Origin of the sequence: Sinorhizobium sp. CB7 (assembly GCF_041357635.1) — a bacterium.
GTDB lineage: Bacteria > Pseudomonadota > Alphaproteobacteria > Rhizobiales > Rhizobiaceae > Rhizobium.
This window is the reverse complement of sequence record NZ_JAULLL010000008.1, coordinates 162,276-181,799: the sequence shown is the minus strand read 5'-3', so window position 1 is coordinate 181,799 and position 19,524 is coordinate 162,276. Positions and strand designations below refer to the sequence as shown.

The 19,524-nt window shown below is 56.9% G+C and carries 22 protein-coding genes; 7 read left to right on the top strand and 15 right to left on the bottom strand.

What is annotated here, in order from left to right; genetic code table 11:
- The first annotated feature begins 5 nt into the window (after positions 1-5).
- The 3 genes from AAE029_RS16810 to AAE029_RS16800 all read left to right on the top strand — a co-directional run bounded on the left by AAE029_RS16810 (position 6) and on the right by AAE029_RS16800 (position 2,258).
- The gene (locus AAE029_RS16810; protein ID WP_371074164.1) at positions 6-584 is read left to right on the top strand and encodes a YfbR-like 5'-deoxynucleotidase; all 579 of its coding nucleotides are present in this window, start codon (positions 6-8) and stop codon (positions 582-584) included.
- Positions 581-1,108 (top strand): tyrosine phosphatase family protein, encoded by a 528-nt coding sequence (locus AAE029_RS16805; protein ID WP_371074007.1) that lies wholly within the window; start codon positions 581-583, stop codon positions 1,106-1,108. The genes AAE029_RS16810 and AAE029_RS16805 overlap by 4 nt, the downstream gene beginning before the upstream one ends.
- Positions 1,109-1,292: 184 nt before the next feature.
- On the top strand, positions 1,293-2,258 hold the full coding sequence (locus AAE029_RS16800; RefSeq protein WP_371074006.1) for a mechanosensitive ion channel family protein: 966 nt from the start codon (positions 1,293-1,295) through the stop codon (positions 2,256-2,258).
- Positions 2,259-2,350: 92 nt separating this feature from the next.
- Here AAE029_RS16800 and AAE029_RS16795 read toward each other — a convergent pair whose 3' ends face one another.
- Positions 2,351-2,845, bottom strand: coding sequence for a superoxide dismutase family protein (locus AAE029_RS16795; RefSeq protein ID WP_371074163.1), 495 nt, complete (start codon positions 2,843-2,845; stop codon positions 2,351-2,353).
- Positions 2,846-2,955: 110 nt separating this feature from the next.
- Positions 2,956-3,354 (bottom strand): hypothetical protein, encoded by a 399-nt coding sequence (locus AAE029_RS16790; protein WP_371074005.1) that lies wholly within the window; start codon positions 3,352-3,354, stop codon positions 2,956-2,958.
- 550 nt (positions 3,355-3,904) lie between these two features.
- On the opposite strand from AAE029_RS16790, the gene AAE029_RS16785 reads away from it, so the two are divergent.
- From AAE029_RS16785 to AAE029_RS16775, 3 genes are all read left to right on the top strand, one after another.
- Positions 3,905-5,830: a putative bifunctional diguanylate cyclase/phosphodiesterase gene (locus AAE029_RS16785; RefSeq protein ID WP_371074004.1), complete on the top strand. Its 1,926-nt coding sequence runs from the start codon at positions 3,905-3,907 to the stop codon at positions 5,828-5,830.
- Between the two features lie 57 nt (positions 5,831-5,887).
- Positions 5,888-6,544: an HD domain-containing protein gene (locus tag AAE029_RS16780; RefSeq protein ID WP_371074003.1), complete on the top strand. Its 657-nt coding sequence runs from the start codon at positions 5,888-5,890 to the stop codon at positions 6,542-6,544.
- Positions 6,545-6,611: 67 nt separating this feature from the next.
- A complete protein-coding gene (locus AAE029_RS16775) occupies positions 6,612-7,460 on the top strand; it encodes an MOSC domain-containing protein (RefSeq protein WP_371074002.1) in 849 nt (282 codons plus the stop codon).
- A 70-nt stretch (positions 7,461-7,530) separates the two neighbouring features.
- Here the strand turns inward: AAE029_RS16775 and recO are convergent, their stop codons facing one another.
- The 11 genes from recO to rpoZ all read right to left on the bottom strand — a co-directional run bounded on the left by recO (position 7,531) and on the right by rpoZ (position 16,976).
- A complete protein-coding gene (recO, locus tag AAE029_RS16770; RefSeq protein WP_371074001.1) occupies positions 7,531-8,301 on the bottom strand; it encodes a DNA repair protein RecO in 771 nt (256 codons plus the stop codon).
- 308 nt (positions 8,302-8,609) lie between these two features.
- Positions 8,610-9,068, bottom strand: coding sequence for a response regulator (locus tag AAE029_RS16765; protein ID WP_371074000.1), 459 nt, complete (start codon positions 9,066-9,068; stop codon positions 8,610-8,612).
- Between the two features lie 130 nt (positions 9,069-9,198).
- Positions 9,199-9,951: a Crp/Fnr family transcriptional regulator gene (locus AAE029_RS16760; protein WP_371073999.1), complete on the bottom strand. Its 753-nt coding sequence runs from the start codon at positions 9,949-9,951 to the stop codon at positions 9,199-9,201.
- Between the two features lie 142 nt (positions 9,952-10,093).
- Positions 10,094-11,032, bottom strand: a complete 939-nt coding sequence (gene era / locus AAE029_RS16755; protein WP_371074162.1) for a GTPase Era — start codon at positions 11,030-11,032, stop codon at positions 10,094-10,096.
- A gap of 8 nt (positions 11,033-11,040) precedes the next feature.
- Complete coding sequence (gene rnc / locus AAE029_RS16750) at positions 11,041-11,760, bottom strand: ribonuclease III (protein ID WP_371073998.1); 720 nt, start codon at positions 11,758-11,760, stop codon at positions 11,041-11,043.
- Entirely contained in the window at positions 11,757-12,503 is a 747-nt protein-coding gene (lepB, locus tag AAE029_RS16745) for a signal peptidase I (RefSeq protein ID WP_371073997.1), read from the bottom strand. The genes rnc and lepB overlap by 4 nt, the downstream gene beginning before the upstream one ends.
- Before the next feature lie 113 nt (positions 12,504-12,616).
- Positions 12,617-13,021, bottom strand: coding sequence for a holo-ACP synthase (gene acpS / locus AAE029_RS16740; RefSeq protein WP_371073996.1), 405 nt, complete (start codon positions 13,019-13,021; stop codon positions 12,617-12,619).
- A 52-nt stretch (positions 13,022-13,073) separates the two neighbouring features.
- On the bottom strand, positions 13,074-13,643 hold the full coding sequence (locus tag AAE029_RS16735) for a DUF2062 domain-containing protein (RefSeq protein ID WP_371073995.1): 570 nt from the start codon (positions 13,641-13,643) through the stop codon (positions 13,074-13,076).
- Between the two features lie 131 nt (positions 13,644-13,774).
- Positions 13,775-13,924 (bottom strand): DUF3563 domain-containing protein, encoded by a 150-nt coding sequence (locus AAE029_RS16730; RefSeq protein ID WP_371073994.1) that lies wholly within the window; start codon positions 13,922-13,924, stop codon positions 13,775-13,777.
- A gap of 320 nt (positions 13,925-14,244) precedes the next feature.
- On the bottom strand, positions 14,245-16,473 hold the full coding sequence (locus AAE029_RS16725; protein ID WP_371073993.1) for a bifunctional (p)ppGpp synthetase/guanosine-3',5'-bis(diphosphate) 3'-pyrophosphohydrolase: 2,229 nt from the start codon (positions 16,471-16,473) through the stop codon (positions 14,245-14,247).
- 98 nt (positions 16,474-16,571) lie between these two features.
- Entirely contained in the window at positions 16,572-16,976 is a 405-nt protein-coding gene (gene rpoZ / locus AAE029_RS16720) for a DNA-directed RNA polymerase subunit omega (protein ID WP_371073992.1), read from the bottom strand.
- A 299-nt stretch (positions 16,977-17,275) separates the two neighbouring features.
- Here rpoZ and AAE029_RS16715 point away from each other — a divergent pair, with 299 nt between their 5' ends.
- Positions 17,276-17,857, top strand: a complete 582-nt coding sequence (locus AAE029_RS16715; protein WP_371073991.1) for an NYN domain-containing protein — start codon at positions 17,276-17,278, stop codon at positions 17,855-17,857.
- Between the two features lie 21 nt (positions 17,858-17,878).
- On the opposite strand, the gene smpB is transcribed toward AAE029_RS16715, so the two are convergent.
- Complete coding sequence (gene smpB / locus AAE029_RS16710) at positions 17,879-18,358, bottom strand: SsrA-binding protein SmpB (RefSeq protein ID WP_371073990.1); 480 nt, start codon at positions 18,356-18,358, stop codon at positions 17,879-17,881.
- A gap of 146 nt (positions 18,359-18,504) precedes the next feature.
- Positions 18,505-19,389: a 4-hydroxy-tetrahydrodipicolinate synthase gene (dapA, locus tag AAE029_RS16705; RefSeq protein ID WP_371073989.1), complete on the bottom strand. Its 885-nt coding sequence runs from the start codon at positions 19,387-19,389 to the stop codon at positions 18,505-18,507.
- Positions 19,390-19,524 lie beyond the last annotated feature (135 nt).

Sequence of the window (19,524 nt, the reverse complement as noted above, 5' to 3'; positions counted from 1 at the left end):
AGCGCATGCTTTCTGGCCGCCGGCTCGATCTTCTCGATCCGTCGCCACTCGACGTGGAACTCGCCGATATCGCTCACGGCCTCGCCCGTGTCGCGCGCTGGAACGGTCAGACCGTCGGGAGCCATGCTTTCTCCGTCGCTCAGCACAGCGTCGTTGTCGAGGACATATTTCGTCGCTGCAACGATGCTACGCCGGACGAGCTGATGACAGCATTGCTGCACGACGCGCCGGAATATGTGATAGGCGACATGATCTCGCCGTTCAAATCCGTCGTCGGCGGCGGCTACAAAGCGGTCGAACACCGACTCGAGGCTGCCATCTATCTCCGCTTCGGTCTGCCTGCACACCCGGAAAGCGAGCTTAAAGACCGGATCAAGAAGGCCGACGCCATCGCCGCTTATTTCGAGGCCACAGTGCTTGCCGGCTTTACGTCGGCGGAAGCGAAAAGGTTTTTCGGCCAACCGCGAGGCATCACGAAGGAAATGCTGCAGATCGAGCCACTGCCCGCAGTCGAGGCGCAACGGCTCTTTTGCGAGCGCTTCGAGGCGCTAGCGGCCGAGCGGAAAGCACAAGCACAGCCATGATCGTCGTCTCGCCTCTTGCCCGAATCGCCGAAATGGCCGTCAGGCATGGCGCCCGCGACATGATCAGCGTCGTTGCCAAGGAGCAGGTCTTTCACCGGCCGGCAATTATCAGAGCGGAACGGCATCTCCTCCTCAACATGAATGACATCACCTTTTCCGGCACAGGCGATCTCGTCGCCCCACAGGAGGCGCATGTCCGTCAGATCATCGATTTTGCACTAAGCTGGCAGCGGGAGACGCCACTGCTGATCCATTGCTGGATGGGCGTCTCCCGTTCGCCGGCCGCGGCCGTCATCGTTGCCTTATCGCTCAATCCAGAGCAAGAGGACGCAGCTCTCGCAACGCGCCTCCGCCGAGCTGCCCCGCATGCCACTCCGAATGCACGGTTGATCGAGATTGGCGACCAAATACTTAATCGCCGCGGCAGGCTGGTGGATGCGATCCGTAGTATTGGCCGCGGCGCGGAGACTGATGGCAACACGCCCTTCCTGCTGCCGCTTGGGCCGTCTTCCTGCCAGGCTTGAGCACAACCGGTTGACCGCCCCACCTGCTTGCCCCATCTAAAGCCTGTCGCGTGAAAAGAGATTCACGCGACAGGCTTTAGCTCATTGTTTTTCATGCATGTCGTTGGCGCAAAACCGCTGCGCACTTTTGCGCAACATGCATTAGTTAGCCCCGAGTGGCAATGAACGGGATTATCGGCGGAACATGGAACAGCAAGCAACCGACCTCATCCTGGCAACCCGCACCGCGCTTAATCAGGCCAGCGCACTGGCGGTGCAATATTCCTTTTCAATACTTGGTGCCATCATTCTGCTCCTGCTTGGCTGGATCCTGGCAAGTTTTCTGAGCCGATGGGCCTATGAGGCGGCCGCACGCATTCGCGGCATCGATGAGACGCTGGCGCGCTTCTTCGCGAATGTCTTGCACTACGCGATGCTAACCATCGTCATCGTCACGGTGCTCGGCCAATTCGGCGTGCAGACAGCATCGATCATCGCCGCGCTCGGCGCCGCCGGCCTTGCAATTGGCCTCGCGCTGCAGGGGACGCTGCAGAATATTGCAGCCGGCATCATGCTGCTCATCCTGCGTCCGTTCCGAGTTGGTGAATTTATCGACACGGGCAGCGTGTCCGGTACCGTGAAGGAAATCGGTCTCTTTGCGACAGAGCTTAGAACTGCCGATGGCGTCTATCGGCTGGCGCCCAATTCCACCCTCTGGAACACGCCGATTACGAATTTCAGCCGAGAAGCAACCCGCAAGAATGATCTTGCGATCAGGATAAGCTATGACGATGATATCGATCTTGCACTTAAGACGCTTTCAGAACTGGCTGAAGCGGATAACAGAGTGTTGAAAGACCCTGCAACCGAGACGTTTGTCGATAGCCTTGGCGAGAGCTACATCGTCATTATGCTGAGATATTGGACGACGACTGCGGATTGGTGGAACACCAGCCGGGATATGATCAAAGGCGCAAAACAAGCCTTCGACAAAAAGGGAATTTCCATTCCCTACCCGCAGGTCACCTACACTGCTGCGAATCCTTCTGGCGACGGGCCGCCTCTCGCTTCGGGCGATCATTCGGCGAGACCGAAAGACAGTTCGAATGGGAACAAGGACGAGGAAACGGAAAAGACGGGAACCGCGCCACGCAGATCCCGCCTTTCATGATACTGAAACCTCTTCAGGCGGAGGTAGTATTCATCTGGTCTGCATTGCCGCCGCCATCTCATCGGCATGTCCCATGAGGGCAGCAGTGACTATCATTCGATAACGGCACAGGCTAGCCGATCGCCGGAATCTCCGGCGGGCTGGCTGCGATAGTCATCCGAATTCGCATGGATTATCAAAGCGCGACCGCGGATACCGTTATCCTTTTCGTCCAACGTCACCATAGTGTCGAAGACCTGTGCGCGTAGAATTCCATCCTCATTGACATATTGATTGGGCATATCTCCCCCATGCGGCCCATCAGCCGCGAGAAGGCCGTGCTCCTTATTGCCCGGATTGAAATGTTTGCCCGCTGTTTCGAATTTGCTGGCACGGTCGCAGTTGCCGGTTTCGTGGACATGGAAGGCAACCCACCTATTGGCGGGGAGTCCAGACACCTGGAGATCGATCAAGACACCGCCTTCGGCAACCGTTAACGCAGCACGTCCAACATCCTTGCCTTCCCTGTCAATGAAGTTGGCTGTCGCGCTCTGGCTTTGCTCCTGCTGCTGCGCAGCGGCCGGCAATATCAGTGCCAATACGAGCATTACTACGCGAAATAAGAGCTTCATCAAACACACTCCTTAACCGATTACTTCTGCCGAACGCTTGGCGGCGGCAGTAGTTCCGAACGCGGAGAAGCCATTTGCTAAGAGAATCAGCCATTTGCAGCAATAGTTTGCTGCGGCTCGTACTGTCCGTAGGTGTTGCGATAGAGATCATTCGCGACCTGCATGCTCTGCCCGGAGGGCGTCGCGCCATCTCCTACGGTTCCCGAAACGATGATACCGGGCGCCAGTTGCTTCAGCGGAAGCGGCTGGCTGGCGGTTGTCTGGACGGTGCCGTTATCCCTGATCTCTAAAAGCATAGCCACAAGACCGCCCTCGACACTGCGGGACGAGTCGTCGTTGCCATCCGATGTTTCGCGGATGATGCCTGGCCGCTCCTCGGCAGCCAATTCCCCTCGGCTCAGAACGCCATCACCATTCGTGTCGAGCCGAGTGAGCGTACCGCGGAATGCATAGGAACTGTTTGAAACTGAAGAAACATCAGACATACAAACCTCCAATTGAATGGACACCGCCTGTCCGGCGAATGTTTGTACGCAATACGTTGGGGAGCATCTTATGCTCGGGATAAACTGATTTGTGCGGCGCGTCAATTAGATGTTAATTTTCGATTAATCGGAACTGATAAATATCGTGTGCTAATTCGCTCTTGGGAGCTTGGCGCCGGGCCGCTCGCGGCAACGGAATATAGGGACAAGATACTCCAGCATCCGCGTTCATGTTTCACTGGGTTGAACGCCGAAAGTGCGGCGCCACAAAACCTATATCAGATTCACTATATTTCCGCTTCCGCAACCGATTATTAATCTGCTAGGGACAAACTCTGACATAGGGCATTCGGCGGACATCGCAGATCGCTCGAATAGTAAGATACAGTTTTTATTGAAGATATTTTATTAGAAAGGCCTTTCATCATGCCCGGCGCGCTGCATCCGGTCAGCCCAGAACGGACGCCATCTGCAACTTTTGCCGGCAGAACATTTCCGGTCGAATATCCGCCAAACACGTTGTCGCCGCCACATTTCGGGGCAGTCACCAATGCCGGAAGCTGAATCATTTTTCCGCCAGCAATGTGCAAATGCGCTCGATGACGACGGGAGGGTCGACGCGCAGCGCCTGATGGATCTGGTCGTCCAAGCCTATCGCGACCACGCTCTCGATCTGAGACGCATCGAACAGGAGAGCGATGTCCTTCGCGGGCAAAATAGGCAGTTAATGGACAAGCTGCATTCCACCGCGACCGCACTCAACAGCCAGAACAAGCTCTTCGATGTCGTTCTGCAAAATCTGCCGCTCGGTCTCAGTGTCTTCGATTCCGAACAGAGGCTCACACTCAGCAATACCCGTTTCCGACAACTGTTCAATCTCACGGAAATGGACGTGTCTCCCGGCACGCCGATCACATCGCTTATCGAGCGGATCAGAGGCGCTGAACGCGCCAGGGCCAAGAACCTTCGCCTGTCAAACATGGCCGGTCGTTCACTTAGAGGCGACAAGATCGGGCGCCGCGAATGGCTAATGGAAGACGGTCGGACGATACAAAGCATCGTAACGGTGCTTGCGGACAGAAGCAGCATAGCCATCCATGCGGATGTGACTGAAGATCGCCAGGCAGCCGAGCGGATAGCCTATCTTGCCCACCATGATCCGCTGACCGGCCTGCCAAACCGAATAAGCTTCCGCGAGCAACTGGAAGCCGCCCTGGCCAAACTTGGTCCGGACGAGCAGATTGCACTCGTCCATCTCAATCTTGACGGTTTTAAATCCGTCAACAACACGCTCGGCGTCTCAGCGGGCGACAAGCTCCTTCGGCAGGTGGCAGAGCGATTGCGCTCGTCCGCCGGAACAGGAAATATTCTGGCCCGGCTCGGATCTGACGAATTCGCCATTCTTCAATGCGGGCGGCAGCAGCCGCTAAACGTGACTGCCCTCATCGATCAGATTGGACGCGAACTGGCCGAGCCGTTTTTCCGTGGCAAGAAACAGGTTGAACTCAGTGTTTCGATGGGTGTCGCGATCGCTCCAATCGATGGCATGGAAACCGATATGCTGCTCAAGAATGCAGGCGTCGCCCTTTTCCATGCGAAGGCGGAGGGACGCAATCGCGAACGCTTCTTCACCAGCGAGATGGAGGCGCGGATCCAGGCCCGGCACGCGCTTGAGGCGGATTTGCGCCGGGCATTGCAAAACGAAGAATTCGAGGTGCATTACCAGCCTCTCTTCGATCTGGCGCGAATGAAAATCAACGGCTTCGAGGCTTTGCTGCGATGGAACCATCCGAAACGCGGGCAGGTTTCGCCGATGGATTTCATCCCGCTTGCCGAAGAAATGGGCTTGATCGTGGACATCGGCCGGTGGGTTCTGCATCGGGCATGCCGGGATGCGGCCGGCTGGCCCAGCGACATCAAGATTGCGGTCAACGTTTCGGCCATCCAGTTCAAGCGCAGCGATCTGGCCGGCGACGTCAGGGCGGCAGTTGCGGCCGCCAATCTCTCGCCGTCACGGCTCGAGCTGGAAATTACCGAGAGCGTTCTCATGCAGAACCTCGACATAACCCTGCCGACCCTGCACACGCTCAAGGCGCAGGGTGTCCGCATTTCAATGGATGACTTCGGCACGGGTTATTCATCGCTGAGCTATCTGCGCAGCTTCCCCTTCGATAAGATCAAGATCGACAAGTCTTTCGTCAACGACATCACGGAAAACAAGGAAGCGCGCGCGATCATGCAGGCCATTATCGTGCTTGGAGATGCGCTTGCCATGAGGGTGACCGTCGAAGGTGTGGAAAGCGAGAGTCAGTTCGCGCTGCTCGAAAGCGAGGGCTGCCACGAAATTCAGGGCTACTACATCAGCGCGCCGAAGCCGGCCGCGGAAGTCCCTTTTCTGCTTTCCCTTGAGATCAAGCAGCCGGGCCGGGGTTTCGATACGACACGCCTGGTTCGCGTTTCGACGCGTGGTGATTGATTGCCACCCACGCCGCAACCCGGTAGAAGGTCTCTGCGAATCCCTTCCAACGGACAGATGATGCTCGATACAGACACTGCGCGCGCCTTCTCCCCTCAGGAGGCGCTTGCGAACGCGCTCCTCCCATTTGCTGCAGAGGGTGACGATGGTTCGCACGACATCGCCCATATTCTGCGCGTCTTCAAGAATGCGCTGCGGATCCAGAAGGACGAAGGCGGCGACATCCGCTTGTTGTCGGCGGCCGTCCTGCTGCATGACTGTGTCGCAGTGGAAAAGAACTCGCCCTTGCGGGCGCAGGCCTCGAAGCTTGCCGCCGAACGCGCGTCCGTCATCCTGAGCGAACTGGATTGGAATGGCCCGGATATCGATGCCGTATCGCACGCCATCACCGCGCATAGCTTTTCGGCAAATATCGCGCCCAGAACACTGGAGGCGAAAATCCTGCAGGATGCCGACCGATTGGACGCGATCGGAATGGTTGGTGCGGCGCGCTGTTTCTACATTGCCGGGCGGCTTGGGTCAGGCCTCTACGATCCTCTCGATCCGACGGCCGAAGCCCGGGACTTCGACGACAAGCGCTTTGCCATTGACCATTTCCAGACAAAACTGTTCAAACTCGCCGACGGGTTCCAGACAACGACCGGCCGCATGCTTGCGCGCGAGCGGCATGAACGGCTGCACCGGTTTCTGGAGATGTTCATCGACGAGATCTAGAGCTGGATGAGAAAAGTGTGTGCGGTTTTCCGCCCGCATCCCGCTCTAGTCTATCTAAGGAGATTTCATGCGCGTCAGCGATCTCTTCATCTATCCGCTCAAGAGTGCCCGCGGTATCGCCATTCCATCCGCCATGATCAATGCATCCGGGCTGGCGGGCGATCGACGTATCATGGTCGTCGATCCATCGGGACACTTCATCACGCAGCGTGAACTGTCCGATCTGGCCAGAATCGACGTCCGGCCCGAGCCGGCCGCACTTCGTCTTTTGATGGAGGGCCGCAATGATATTCTTGTGCCGCCGCCCCATCCGGAGAGGCGCATGGACGTGGCCATCTGGAGGTCGATCGTCAGCGCTGCCGTTGCCGATGATGAATCCAACCGCCAGCTCTCCGGATGGCTCGGTCGCGAGGTAAAGCTGGTCTATTTCGACGGACATGCTCAACGCACGGCCAACGCCGAATGGGCGGGCACCGGCACACCTGTCGCTTTTGCCGATGGCTACCAGGTTCTCGTCACCACGACGGGCTCATTGAAGGCCCTCAATGCAGAAATGGAAAAGCATGGCGAAGGCTCGGTCGGCATGGATCGCTTTCGGCCCAATATTGTCATCGACTGCGGCGAGGAATGGCCGGAAGATCGCTGGGCGGCAGTCGAGATCGGAGGCATCCGCTTCGATTTCGTCAAGCCCTGCTCACGCTGCATCATGACGACGCAGGATCAAAAAACGGGTTCGCGGGAAACAGCAAATCCGATGCCCGCCATGGGCCGCATCCGCATGTCGGCCGATCGGCGTGTTCCCGGCCCTCTTTTCGGCTGGAACGCCACGCCGCGCAATGACGGCACCATAACGATCGGAGACGAGGCGAAAATCGTAGCGCGGCGACCGGAAGGCTGGGCGCTAAAGGTTCGATGAGCACGGCCTACGGCGCCGTTCATCTTATAAGACGCGCAGAGGTCACTGCAGCAGCCGACGTCTTTCGCGTTTATGCTGAACGCTCCGTCTCAAGGGTATCGTTCGCTTGTGAAGAGCGAAGGGCTCTCAGCGCCGCCTGAATGAAACCGTCGCGCGCTGCGGCCGCCTCTATGCCACGCGGCTCGTAAACGTGCCGATGCAGGAAATGACCGGTCAGACGAAAGGCATCCGCAAGGCTGTCGCAATCGGCGGCTTTTGTCTGCCCTGTATGCAGGAAGGCCGGTAACGCCAGCATCTTGTCCGCCCAAGGTGCACCAGCGCTGCGGCAGACGGCTCTGCCGGTCTTCGGCGAGACGTAGACGAGGTCGTCCCGTGTCCCCGTCGCTGCACATTCGGTCAGGTCGAGACCAAAGCCGAGATCGTTCAGAACAGCCAATTCAAAGCGGACGAAAAGTTCGCCAGCATCGGCCGGCTCGTGAAGGTTTTCGAGAATCACATGCAGAGCATCGTAGAGATGCGGATGCGGATCACGCTCCGGCAGCAACCGGAGGAGCGCTCCCATCGCCTGCACCCCATAGACAGAGGTGGCCGTTTCCATAAGCCGTGCCGCACGAAGGTGCACCGGCTCCATGCGAAATTCGCCCAGATGTTCATGCAGGCGGGCACGCCAGGTGACCTCGACTTCGTTTCCCGGCTGAAGAACAGGCTGCATGGGACGGGACCGGCCGGACCGCACGAGCCCCAGGTGACGCCCGCGCTGGCGCGTCATCACCTCGGCGATGACACTCGTCTCGCCGTGGCGCTTGATGCCGATTATGATCGCCTGATCCTGCCATTGCATCGTATGTCGAGTCCTATCGGACGGCGCCGGACTTCCAGACCTCCGGAAATCGAGGCCGGTTTCGATGATTGTGCACGAGAAGATAGCCCAGAACCATCAAAATCGGAATCGCTTTCCGATTATGCAGTCCTGTATCCAGGGCAGAACTCTTTAATTCTAAAGCATCTTTCTGCGTTCAAGTGATTCCACTTAAACGCTGGTGGCTAGAGCCTGCCGCATGACGGCAGGCTCACGCGACAGGCTTTAGCTTGTTGTTTTCATGCATGTCGTTCCCGCGAAAACCGCTGCACACTTTTGCGCGACATGCATTAGGCGGACGAACCAAGTTTTTCTATGAATTCCCGCATTCCGGCTTCATCAAACGGCTTCACGAGCAGCGGCACATGCCGCAGGTCGTCCGGAAAATCCTGCGTGTCCGAATAGCCGCTGACGAAACCGTAGGAAATCCCGCGCTCCATGAGCAGCCGTGCGAAACCAAAACTCATCGCTTCTCCCAAATTGACATCGAGAAGAGCGAAATCATAGCGCTGATTGTCGATGGCATTCATCGCCTGCTCCAGGTTAGCAGCGATTTCCACCGTTTCGACGCCGGTGGCGCGGAGAATCTCCTCCACTTCCATGGCGATGATCAGACTGTCTTCGAGAATCAGGACTCGGCGCGAACTCATGACCGCCCTGCCTCCAGCCACGCGCCCCCGCAAGCGCCACCTGATTGTTTTTGCATCTATTCCTCCGGCGCCCTCGCGACGTCCGTTTATGCGTGACATCTCGCCACTCAGGTTACCCAACCAATTTCTATCTGGGATAAAAGCCGAACCGGGTGGAAACGTGACGGCGGCCGCAATTTATGCCGTCATGTTCCGGCTGACATTTAAAAAAGACATGGTTGACGGTAGGTCATATGAAGGGGCGCTTGCTGCTATCAGGACCGTCCCACCCGGCAAGGGCTGCCAAGGCTTTGCCGTCAAGAACGTCACAGCTACGCTCCTGCCAGCGGATAAATCCACGTTCGACAAGTTTTTTCAAGGTCTTATTTGTGTGAACAATGGATAGTCCCAGCGTATCTGCGATATGCTGCTGGGTAAGCGGAAGCGAATGTCTTCCGTCGAACAGCCGAAGAGCCCTTGCGCGCTCGTGCAGATAAGCAATCAGATATGCGGCGCGCTCAAGAGCTGAGCGCCGACCGATGCTCAGCAGATGCTCGTCGAGAATGCGCTCCTCTCGCGCAGCGATCCAGGTAATGTCGAAGGCAAGAGACGGGTGTCGGTTATAGAGCGTCATCAGGCTTTCGCGCTCGAAAACGCAAAGGGAAACTGGCGACAGCGCTTCGACAGAATGCTGCATCTCGCCTATGATCGTCCCCTGGAGGCCGATGAGGTCGCCAGGCATGATGTAGTTGAGAATTTGCCGCCTTCCGTCTTCCAGCGTTTTATAGCGAAAACCCCAGCCCGAGAGCCCGGTGAAGAGATGCGCGCTATAGGATCCCTCTACGAGGATGGTCGCGCCGGCATCGACTGCCAGTTCCCCCTTCTTGAAGCGCGAAACAAAATCCAGTTCATCCCGGTTGAATTCCCTGAAATGCGGCAATCCGCGGAGCGGACATTGTTCGCACGGGGTTTTCATGATGTGAGACGTTCTCGTGTTCGCCATTCCAGTGCTAGCGGTTACCGTGAACGGCGGCCTCCCGAAATCCGTCCACCGCATAACATCCCAGATGCGGGTTTGTTCCTGTCCTCGGGAGCACCGCTATATGGCGAAACTTATGCCGTCGGCGCAAAATTGCGAAGGCGCCTTATTGCGGAAACTCTAGCCCCATTTCCCGGAAGCGTTCAGGATCGTCGCCCCAGTTTTCCCGAACCTTGACGAAGAGGAACAGGTGCACCGGCTGCTCCAGGATTTGGGACAGTTCCTTACGAGATGCGGTCGAGATTGCCTTGATCGTTTCGCCGCCTTTTCCGAGAGCAATCTTCTTCTGGCTTTCGCGCTCGACATAGATCACCTGCTCGATCCTGACGGACCCGTCCTTGCGCTCTTCCCACTTTTCCGTCTCGACGTGAGAGGAGTAAGGAAGCTCCTGATGCAGACGCAGGAACAGCTTCTCGCGGGTGATCTCGGCAGCAAGCTGGCGCATCGGCAGATCGGAGATCTGGTCTTCCGGATAATACCAGGGACCTTCGGGCAGCGTCTTTGCCAGATAGTCCATGACATCATCGCAGCCCGAGCCGTTTTCCGCGGAGATCATGAAGGTCTGTTGGAAGGCAATCTTCTCGTTCGCGGCTGCGGCAAGGGCCAGAAGATCCTCGCGGCGTACCCGGTCGATCTTGTTGAGCACAAGAATCTTCGGCTGCGGAACTTCCTTCAAACCCTCGAGAATCGCTTCCGCGTCACCGCGCAGTCCGCGCTCGCTGTCGATCAGCAGCATGATGAGATCGGCATCCTTCGCACCGCCCCAGGCCGACGTGACCATGGCGCGGTCGAGTCTTCGCCGAGGTTTGAAAATGCCCGGCGTATCCATGAACACGATCTGCGCGTTGTTATGTATCGCAATGCCGCGCACAATGGCCCGTGTCGTCTGCACCTTGTGGCTGACAATCGAGACCTTGGCGCCGACGAACCGATTGACCAGCGTGGATTTGCCGGCGTTGGTCGGTCCGATCAATGCCACGAAACCTGAGTGCGTCGATCCGGACGCCGGCGCGCCGGCGTCAGCCATGTTTTCGTCGTCTTTCATTTTCACCGTCAATTTCCGGCAGAAACCTTCTGCCAAATTCCCTCACGCTCCAGTATCTTCGTTGCGGCCACCTGTTCGGCAGCGCGTTTGGAGCGATCTATTCCGGTTTCCGGCGCGATCCCGGCAATTTCGACCGTAACCTTAAAACGCGGATCATGATCCGGTCCGCTACGCTCTTCAATCCTGTAGATCGGCGTGATGCCGAATTTCGCGTGCGACCATTCCTGCAGCTCGGTTTTGGCATCGCGGCGGGCACCGTCCGCACGTACCGCCCGACGTTCCCAGTAGCGCAGGATGAACCCGCGTGCGACCTCCAGCCCGCCGTCGAGATAAAGCGCTGCAATCAGGCTTTCAACGACATCGGCGCGCACATTCATCATGCGTTTGCCGGTCAGCTTCTTCACGTCCGCGCCTGTGCGGATATAGAGATGAAGGTCCAGCTCATCTGCGACCTGCGCGCAGGTCTCAGCACTGACGAGTTGATTGAGGCGAACCGAAAGCTCGCCTTCCGTCGCAGTCCCGAACGTCCTGAACAGAAGCTCAGCAATACAGAGGCCGAGCACGCGATCGCCGAGAAACTCCAGACGTTCGTAATCGCTTCCCTTCGGCGTGCGGAAACTGGCATGTGTCAGGGCACGGTCAAGGCGCCCCTTCTCGGTGAATTCGTGTCCTATAGCGGCTTCAAGCCTCGCACGATCCGCCGCCGAGAGCGTCTGAGCCTTGCTCATTCCACAACCTTGAAAAGCCGATCCCAGCGCATGTTGGTCGGCCACTTCCAGATCTCGCGAAACGACGTATCGTTGCCGAGCGAAAAGAAGATGATGCTTGCGCGACCGACGAGGTTTTCCGCAGGGACAAAACCGACGTCAAAACGACTATCCAGGGAATTGTCGCGATTGTCGCCCATCATGAAATAATGATCCGGAGGGACGATGAATTCACGGGTGTTGTCACCACGGGAATCGGGCGACTGATCGAGCGTGTCGTAGGTCTTTCCGGTATCGAGCGTTTCCCTGTAGACCGGGACGTTCTCGCCCGGGTCGAGCCTGTAATCTGATGTAAAGAAGCCATCAGGCTGACGAGGAACCGCCGTACCGTTGATGTAGAGGACGCCGTCACGCACCTGGATATGATCGCCCGGGAGACCGACCAACCGCTTGATGTAATCGACATCGGGATTTGGCGGGAAGCGGAAGACGACAACATCGCCGCGCTTTGGCTCGCTAAAAGCCAAGATACGGCCACTGAAGAGATTCGGCGAAAAAGGCAGCGAATATCTGGAATAGCCGTAGATGTATTTATTGACGAAGATGTAGTCGCCGACCAGCAGGGTCGGCATCATCGAGCCGGAGGGAATGGTGAAGGGCTGGAAGAATACCGTTCGGATGACCATCGCCAGAAGCAGCGCCTGAATGATGACCTTGATGTTTTCCCAAAGGGCATTCTGTTTTTTTTCGACTTGCTCGGACACGTCGTCTTTTTCCTTTTTTGCACCCCACCGGCGCAATCGGTATTGGAATGTCTCTAGCCGCTTCATAGGGCGGCGGCAATGGCGCCAACATTAAAAGCGCCACAAGGGCGCGATCAGCCGCCTTCTGACAACGCTTCGATGATCACAAAGGCTTGAGCCAGCGGGTAATCATCCGTTATTGTCAAATGAATGGCAGCCTTGTACCCCTGCGGCAGAATGGCCCGCAGCCTGACCGCCGCGCCGCCGGTCAGATGCATTGTCGGCTTTCCGCTCGGCAGATTGACGACTCCCATGTCTTTCCAGAACACGCCTTGCGCAAGCCCCGTGCCGAGCGCCTTCGAACAGGCTTCCTTGGCGGCGAATCTCTTCGCATAGGAGGCGGCGCGATTCTTGCGCCGATCGGATTTCGCCCGCTCTATCTCCGTGAAACAGCGATGCGTGAACCGTTCTCCGAAGCGCTCGATCGATTTTTCAACGCGGCGAATGTCGATAAGATCGCTGCCGATGCCAATGATCATCGATCAGCCCCTTCCACGATTGACAGGCGAATGGCGCAGGTCATCCCGGACGTCATACGGTCGGCGCGCTTTCCAGCGCTTTGCCAGGACGCCGGCGGGCACGCCTGCTCACCTGAAACCGATTTATTGCGTAGAACAGGATCACGTAGACGATCACGCCGGTGAAAAGCGCAAATGGGATCGCGCCGATCAGCATGGGCTCGAGTATAGGACCCCACAATTGCGAGAGATCGAGCTTTTCGAACAGCGCAGGCAGATCGATGCCGTGCGTCCTGTTCCCGCTGCCGCCAAGCAGCAACTGCCCCACCTCCCATGTCAATCCCCAAATGAATGGATAGGTGAGAGGATTGCCGAAGGCCGCGCAACCGAGCGCCGCAGCAACGAGATTTCCAGCGACGAAATAGGCCAGAACGAAGGCCATGATGAAATGAAAGCCAATAAATGGGGTCCAGGATACGCAGGCACCCACCGCTACCCCGGCCGCGATGGCATGAGGTGATGCCCTCAGGCGAACGATGCGTTTTTGGAGATATCTGAGCGACCGCAAGAACCCCTTGCGAGGCCATACAAGCTCCCGCAGCTTCTCGCGAAATCCTGCAGGTTTTCGGCGGCGAAACAACATGGACCTATCTAGTGCAACGAGACATGCCATTGCAAGAGCGACAGGCCATTGTTGACGAGTCGATTTCCATCGGCTCGTTCAGAGGCAAGCAGATTTGCACGCATCCTGCTTACCAAAGTATAAACCAACTATTAACGGGTACGAAAGAGACCGCGATCGACCTGACGCTGACGATATTCAAGATCGATACGATCGTGCGAGCCGTTCAGATACGCGATTTCACGTTCTTCGATAGTCGGAGCGCGCAGCGCGCGAGCTATTTTCTTGATAGGAGTGAACATTATCCTTGCCTCAACTTTTCTTCGTTTCGTTGACGAGGTGAAAATAGGTTCTGCAGCGACTAATTACCAACGCTCTAATATAGAGGCAGTCATGCATTTCCTGCATGTCTCTGCTTAATGCAGGGCAAGTACAGTCATAAAACGATCATAAATTATGCAGCCTCTATATCGCAGATGGGGTTCGCCTGCTCGAACAGCTCGAAAGCCTACAGCGCCACAGGTCCCAAGACGCACAAGGACTCATAAGATTTTGAAAGGCTGCACGCTTTTATTCCTAGATCGGTTCCGATTTAAGGAGCCATGCACCAGAAACATACGAGCTATTCGTAGAGGCGCTTTACGGTCGCTATGCAATCGAGATCCTTGATCTGCGCGAGCAGCTGGTTGAGCTGCCGCAAATCCCAGACTTCAACGTCAAGCGCCATCTCAGTGAAATCAGCCGCGACTCGGACCGTATTCAGAACACGAATGTTGACGTCCAGCCCCGCAACGGTCTGAGCAACCTTCGCAAGCGTGCCCGGCTCGTTCAGCGCGTTGATCAGAATCCGCGCCATGAAGCGTGATTTATTGGCCTCGTCAAGATCCCATCTGACATCGATCCAGCGGTTCGGCTGGTCATCGAAACGCTGTAGTGACGGCGACTGGATTGGATATATCGTGATCCCCTTGCCTTTTTCCATGATGCCGACAATGCGGTCGCCGGGTACGGCGCCCGTCGAGGAGAAACGCACTTCGACATCGCCCGAAAGCCCACGGATCGGCAGCGTCTCAACGCCATAGTCTTCCGTTCTGGAATCGGGATCAGTCTTGGACTTGCCCGGTATCTTGAAGATCATGCCGGAGGCGCTGCGGACATTGAACCAGCCGTCGTCACCGCTCGGCTTGACGGTGACGCGTTCGTCCTGATGGTCAGGATAGACGGCACGCAGAACGTCGAGCGAAGACATTTCGCCGCGGCCGACCGCTGCAATGGCATCCTCGACATCCTTCTGGCCCAGCCGATGCAGTGCGGGCTTCATCGCATCACGGGAAAAGACCTTGCCGGCGCGTTCGAAGGTCCGCTCCAGAATGCGGTGGCCGAGGCCGGCATATTGCTTGCGGATCGCCATCCGCGTGGCCCGGCGGATTGCGGCGCGGGCCTTGCCCGTCACGACGATCTCCTCCCAGGCCGCAGGTGGCACCTGCACGCCGGAGCGGATAATCTCGACTTCGTCGCCATTGTTCAGGCGCGTGACAAGCGGCATAATGCGGCCATTGATCTTCGCTCCGACGGTCGTGTCACCGATATTGGTGTGGACTGCATAGGCGAAATCGATCGGGGTCGCCCCTCGCGGCAGGGCGATGAGCTTGCCCTTCGGCGTGAAGCAGAACACCTGATCCTGAAACAGTTCGAGTTTCGTATGTTCCAGGAACTCTTCGGGACTGTCGCCTTCGGCAAGCGCCTCGATCGTGTGGCGAAGCCAGGAATAGGCATTGGATTCGCGTGACAGGATATCGCCATCGGCCGTGGTGGCATTGTCCTTGTAGAGCGAATGCGCGGCGATGCCGTATTCCGCAATTTCATGCATGCGCTTGGTGCGGATCTGCAGCTCGATACGCTGGCTCGACGGCCCGATGATCGTGGTGTGCAGCGAGCGATAGTCATTCTGCTTCGGCGTCGAGATATAGTCCTTGAAGCGGCCAGGTACGACACGCCAGCGCGTATGCACGAGCCCGAGCGCACGGTAACAGGCGGGAATATTCTCCACGATGATACGGAAACCGTAGACATCCGAAAGCTGTTCGAAAGACAGCGATTTCGACTGCATCTTACGGAAGACCGAGTAGGGCTTCTTCAGCCTTCCCTTGGCAACGGCGTTTGTGAGGCCATTGGCGACCAGCAGGTCGCGCAGTTCCGTCTCGATCTTCTTGACCAGGCCTTCATTGCGCTTGGCAAGATCTTCAAGGCGCTTGGTGACCGTGTCGTAGGCTTCCGGATTGATGTGTCGGAAGGAAAGCTCCTCGAGTTCCTCGCGCATGTCCTGCATGCCCATGCGGCCGGCAAGCGGCGCATAGATATCCATGGTTTCTTCCGAAATGCGGGCGCGCTTTTCCGGCGACATGTGCTCGAGGGTGCGCATGTTGTGGAGGCGATCGGCCAGCTTGACCAGGAGGACACGCACGTCGTCGGAAATCGCCAGCAGCAGCTTGCGCATGTTTTCCGCCTGCTTGGCCTTCTTTGTGACGAGATCGAGCTTCTTGATCTTCGTCAGACCCTCGACGAGACGTCCGATATCCTCACCGAAGAGTTCGTCGATCTCCGCACGCGTGGCGGTCGTATCCTCGATCGTATCGTGCAGCAGCGCGACCGCAATCGTTGACTCATCCAGATGCATGTCGGTCAGAATGGCGGCCACTTCGAGCGGGTGGGAGATATAGGGGTCGCCGCTGGCGCGCTTTTGCTGCCCATGCTTCTGCATCGCGTAGACATAGGCCTTATTAAGGAGAGCTTCATTGGCGTCGGGCTTGTATTTTTGAACGCGCTCAACGAGCTCGTATTGCCGCATCATCCAAAGCTACTCCGAAAAAATAAATGCGCGCCAACCCAGCGACTGGCGCACACGTTAGGCAATAATATGCCTTAGCAATACAGGTACAAGATTGACGATTAGTAATCGTCGCTCTTCTCCGGTGGCACAAGGCCTTCGATACCTGCCAAAAGCTCTTCCTCCGACATCTGGTCGAAGGTGATGGTTTCCGGCTGATCGTCCTCTTCCACATTGTCCACGGTAGCCGCCGCACCGGACGCGATGAGCGAGGCCGGATCGGGCTCCGGCTCGTCCACCTCAACATGCTTCTGAAGAGAGTGAATAAGGTCTTCCTTCAGATCGTCGGGAGAAAGCGTTTCATCCGCAATTTCACGAAGAGCGACGACGGGGTTCTTGTCGTTGTCGCGGTCGATGGTGATGGACGCTCCCTGGGAAATCAGCCGGGCGCGATGGCTGGCAAGCAGAACCAGCTCGAAGCGGTTCTCAACTTTGTCAATGCAATCTTCTACTGTGACACGGGCCATTGCCTGTCCTTTACGGTCATTATCGAGGGATTAGCACGCCCGATACAATCAAAAGACGGCAAATTCAAGTTTTTCCTTATCCGTGGCCGGCTTGCGCCCTGGACATTAGACTAAAATTATCTCAACAATTCGCGATTTCTATCTAGGGTTGCTTGGAATATGACGAGTCGTGCCCTAAATCTTTCTTATATGAATAATTCATAAAGTACGAGAATTATTCTGCGCTGATGTGCAACGTATTGTTTTAAATCACGTTTACGGAAGCGATTGAGCTTAAACAATTATGGATATAACGACTGATGTTCGACCCACGCGAAAAAATTGCACTCTTCATAGACGGCGCTAATCTATATGCAGCATCCAAGAGTCTTGGCTTCGACATCGACTATCGAAAGCTGCTGAAGGCGTTCCAGAAGCGCGGATATCTCCTGCGCGCCTATTACTATACAGCTCTGATCGAAGACCAGGAATATTCATCGATCCGGCCCCTAATCGACTGGCTGGATTATAACGGCTACAAGGTCATCACGAAGCCCGCCAAGGAGTTCACCGATTCCATGGGCCGGAGGAAAATCAAAGGCAATATGGATATCGAGCTTGCCATCGATGCCATGGAGCAGTCCGAAACCGTCGATCACCTTGTGATTTTTTCCGGAGACGGAGACTTCACGACTCTCGTCGAGGCGCTGCAGAGAAAGGGGCGGAAGGTTTCCGTCATCTCCACAATGGCAACGCAGCCGCCAATGATTGCCGACGATCTCCGCCGCCAGGCCGACCATTTCATCGATCTTCTCTCGTTGCGAAACGAGATCGGCCGCGATCCTTCCGAAAGGCCTCCCCGCCCGGCTGAAACGGCACCGGCCAGCGATTTCGAAGAGTAGGCCTTACTCGGCAAGCTTCACTCAACCATTGTCCTTGAGAAGACGGTTCTTCTGCCGGTTCCAGTCGCGTTCCTTTTCCGACTCGCGTTTGTCATGGATTTTCTTGCCCTTTGCGAGGGCCAGTTCCAACTTGGCGCGGCCGCGGTCGTTGAAATAGATCTTCATCGGGATCAGCGTCATGCCTTCCCTGTTGACCGCAGCGCGCAGACGGCTGATTTCACGACCGGAAAGAAGCAGCTTGCGACGGCGGCGCGGCTCATGATTGAAACGGTTGGCCTGCAGATATTCGGGAAGATAGGAATTGATCAACCAGATCTCGCCGTCCTCGTCCGATGCGTAGGACTCGGCGATATTGGCCTTTCCCTCGCGCAGCGACTTGACCTCGGTCCCCTTCAGTACAAGTCCGGCCTCGTACGTATCGATGATCTCGTAGTTGAAGCGCGCCTTGCGGTTTTCCGCAACGATCTTGTTCACGACGCGCTGGCTGCCTTTGGGGGCCATAATTCGAATTCCGTTCCTTTGCCTCTGCCCTCTCAACAGAAGGGCGCACCCGATCCGCTTATGTAAGGGAACGAGACTTCGCTGTGAAGAGGTGCGGCAATCGCAGTGAGGCAAGTAAAAAAGACAGTAGCCTCTTTCAGGGGACGTCAGTTCAGAATGCCGGCATGGCGCATCGCCGCGTCGATTGCGGCCTCCGTGCCGGGTTCCAGGGTGGAGAGAAGCGGTGAGCGGACATTCCGGCTCATGCGGCCCAACCGGTAAAGCCCGTATTTCGCGCCGCAAAGACCCGGCTCCAAGAAGATCGCCTTGTGCAGCGGCATCAGCCGATCCTGATAGTCGAGCGCCTTTGCGTAATCGCCGGAAAGCGTGGCAGCTTGAAGCTCGGCACAGAGACGCGGCGCAACATTTGCCGTAACCGAGATGCAACCAAGGCCACCATGGGCGTTGAAGCCAAGAGCGGTCGCATCCTCGCCGGACAGCTGCCTGAAGTCTCTGCCGCAGGCGATGCGCTGCTCGGAGACGCGCTCAATCTTGCCGGTCGCATCCTTGACGCCGACAATGTTGGAATGAGCCTTTGCAAGTGCGCCCATGGTTTCCGGCGACATATCGACGACAGAACGGCCCGGAATATTATAGATGAAGATCGGTAGCTTGATTGCTTCCGCGATCGCCGAAAAATGGGCGAAAAGACCCTTCTGCGTCGGCTTGTTGTAATAGGGCGTAACCACAAGAACGGCGTCTGCGCCCACTTTCTCAGCGTGCTGCGCAAGTTCGATCGCTTCGCGCGTATTGTTGGATCCGGCACCGGCCATCACTGGGACGCGCTTCGCCGCGACTTCGATACAGAGTTCGACAACCCGCTTATGCTCGTCATGGGAAAGGGTTGGCGATTCACCTGTTGTGCCGACGGGAACGAGCCCACTGCTGCCTTCCTTGATCTGCCAATCGACGTGCGTGGCAAAAGAGGCTTCATCAACCAGGCCGCCATCAGTGAAAGGAGTAACGAGGGCGGGAATGGATCCCTTGAACATGCATATTCCTCCGGACCGGGCGTTCTTGCTTCGGTCGCATTCCATGATTATAAGTTGCGCACCATAGAGCGGCGATTTCGCTGCGACAAGCGCGCAAAGATCGGTTTAGGGCAAATTCCGATAGCAAATGTGAAT

Excerpts from the sequence above, each read along its gene's own strand:
- AAE029_RS16810 (WP_371074164.1), top strand. The coding sequence starts at position 6 with ATGCTTTCTGGCCGCCGGCTCGATCTTCTCGATCCGTCGCCACTCGAC.
- AAE029_RS16805 (WP_371074007.1), top strand. The coding sequence starts at position 581 with ATGATCGTCGTCTCGCCTCTTGCCCGAATCGCCGAAATGGCCGTCAGG.
- AAE029_RS16800 (WP_371074006.1), top strand. The coding sequence starts at position 1,293 with ATGGAACAGCAAGCAACCGACCTCATCCTGGCAACCCGCACCGCGCTT.
- AAE029_RS16795 (WP_371074163.1), bottom strand. The coding sequence starts at position 2,845 with ATGCTCGTATTGGCACTGATATTGCCGGCCGCTGCGCAGCAGCAGGAG.
- AAE029_RS16790 (WP_371074005.1), bottom strand. The coding sequence starts at position 3,354 with ATGTCTGATGTTTCTTCAGTTTCAAACAGTTCCTATGCATTCCGCGGT.
- AAE029_RS16785 (WP_371074004.1), top strand. The coding sequence starts at position 3,905 with ATGCCGGAAGCTGAATCATTTTTCCGCCAGCAATGTGCAAATGCGCTC.
- AAE029_RS16780 (WP_371074003.1), top strand. The coding sequence starts at position 5,888 with ATGATGCTCGATACAGACACTGCGCGCGCCTTCTCCCCTCAGGAGGCG.
- AAE029_RS16775 (WP_371074002.1), top strand. The coding sequence starts at position 6,612 with ATGCGCGTCAGCGATCTCTTCATCTATCCGCTCAAGAGTGCCCGCGGT.
- recO (WP_371074001.1), bottom strand. The coding sequence starts at position 8,301 with ATGCAATGGCAGGATCAGGCGATCATAATCGGCATCAAGCGCCACGGC.
- AAE029_RS16765 (WP_371074000.1), bottom strand. The coding sequence starts at position 9,068 with ATGTCACGCATAAACGGACGTCGCGAGGGCGCCGGAGGAATAGATGCA.
- AAE029_RS16760 (WP_371073999.1), bottom strand. The coding sequence starts at position 9,951 with ATGGCGAACACGAGAACGTCTCACATCATGAAAACCCCGTGCGAACAA.
- era (WP_371074162.1), bottom strand. The coding sequence starts at position 11,032 with ATGAAAGACGACGAAAACATGGCTGACGCCGGCGCGCCGGCGTCCGGA.
- rnc (WP_371073998.1), bottom strand. The coding sequence starts at position 11,760 with ATGAGCAAGGCTCAGACGCTCTCGGCGGCGGATCGTGCGAGGCTTGAA.
- acpS (WP_371073996.1), bottom strand. The coding sequence starts at position 13,021 with ATGATCATTGGCATCGGCAGCGATCTTATCGACATTCGCCGCGTTGAA.
- AAE029_RS16735 (WP_371073995.1), bottom strand. The coding sequence starts at position 13,643 with ATGTTGTTTCGCCGCCGAAAACCTGCAGGATTTCGCGAGAAGCTGCGG.
- AAE029_RS16730 (WP_371073994.1), bottom strand. The coding sequence starts at position 13,924 with ATGTTCACTCCTATCAAGAAAATAGCTCGCGCGCTGCGCGCTCCGACT.
- AAE029_RS16725 (WP_371073993.1), bottom strand. The coding sequence starts at position 16,473 with ATGATGCGGCAATACGAGCTCGTTGAGCGCGTTCAAAAATACAAGCCC.
- rpoZ (WP_371073992.1), bottom strand. The coding sequence starts at position 16,976 with ATGGCCCGTGTCACAGTAGAAGATTGCATTGACAAAGTTGAGAACCGC.
- AAE029_RS16715 (WP_371073991.1), top strand. The coding sequence starts at position 17,276 with ATGTTCGACCCACGCGAAAAAATTGCACTCTTCATAGACGGCGCTAAT.
- smpB (WP_371073990.1), bottom strand. The coding sequence starts at position 18,358 with ATGGCCCCCAAAGGCAGCCAGCGCGTCGTGAACAAGATCGTTGCGGAA.
- dapA (WP_371073989.1), bottom strand. The coding sequence starts at position 19,389 with ATGTTCAAGGGATCCATTCCCGCCCTCGTTACTCCTTTCACTGATGGC.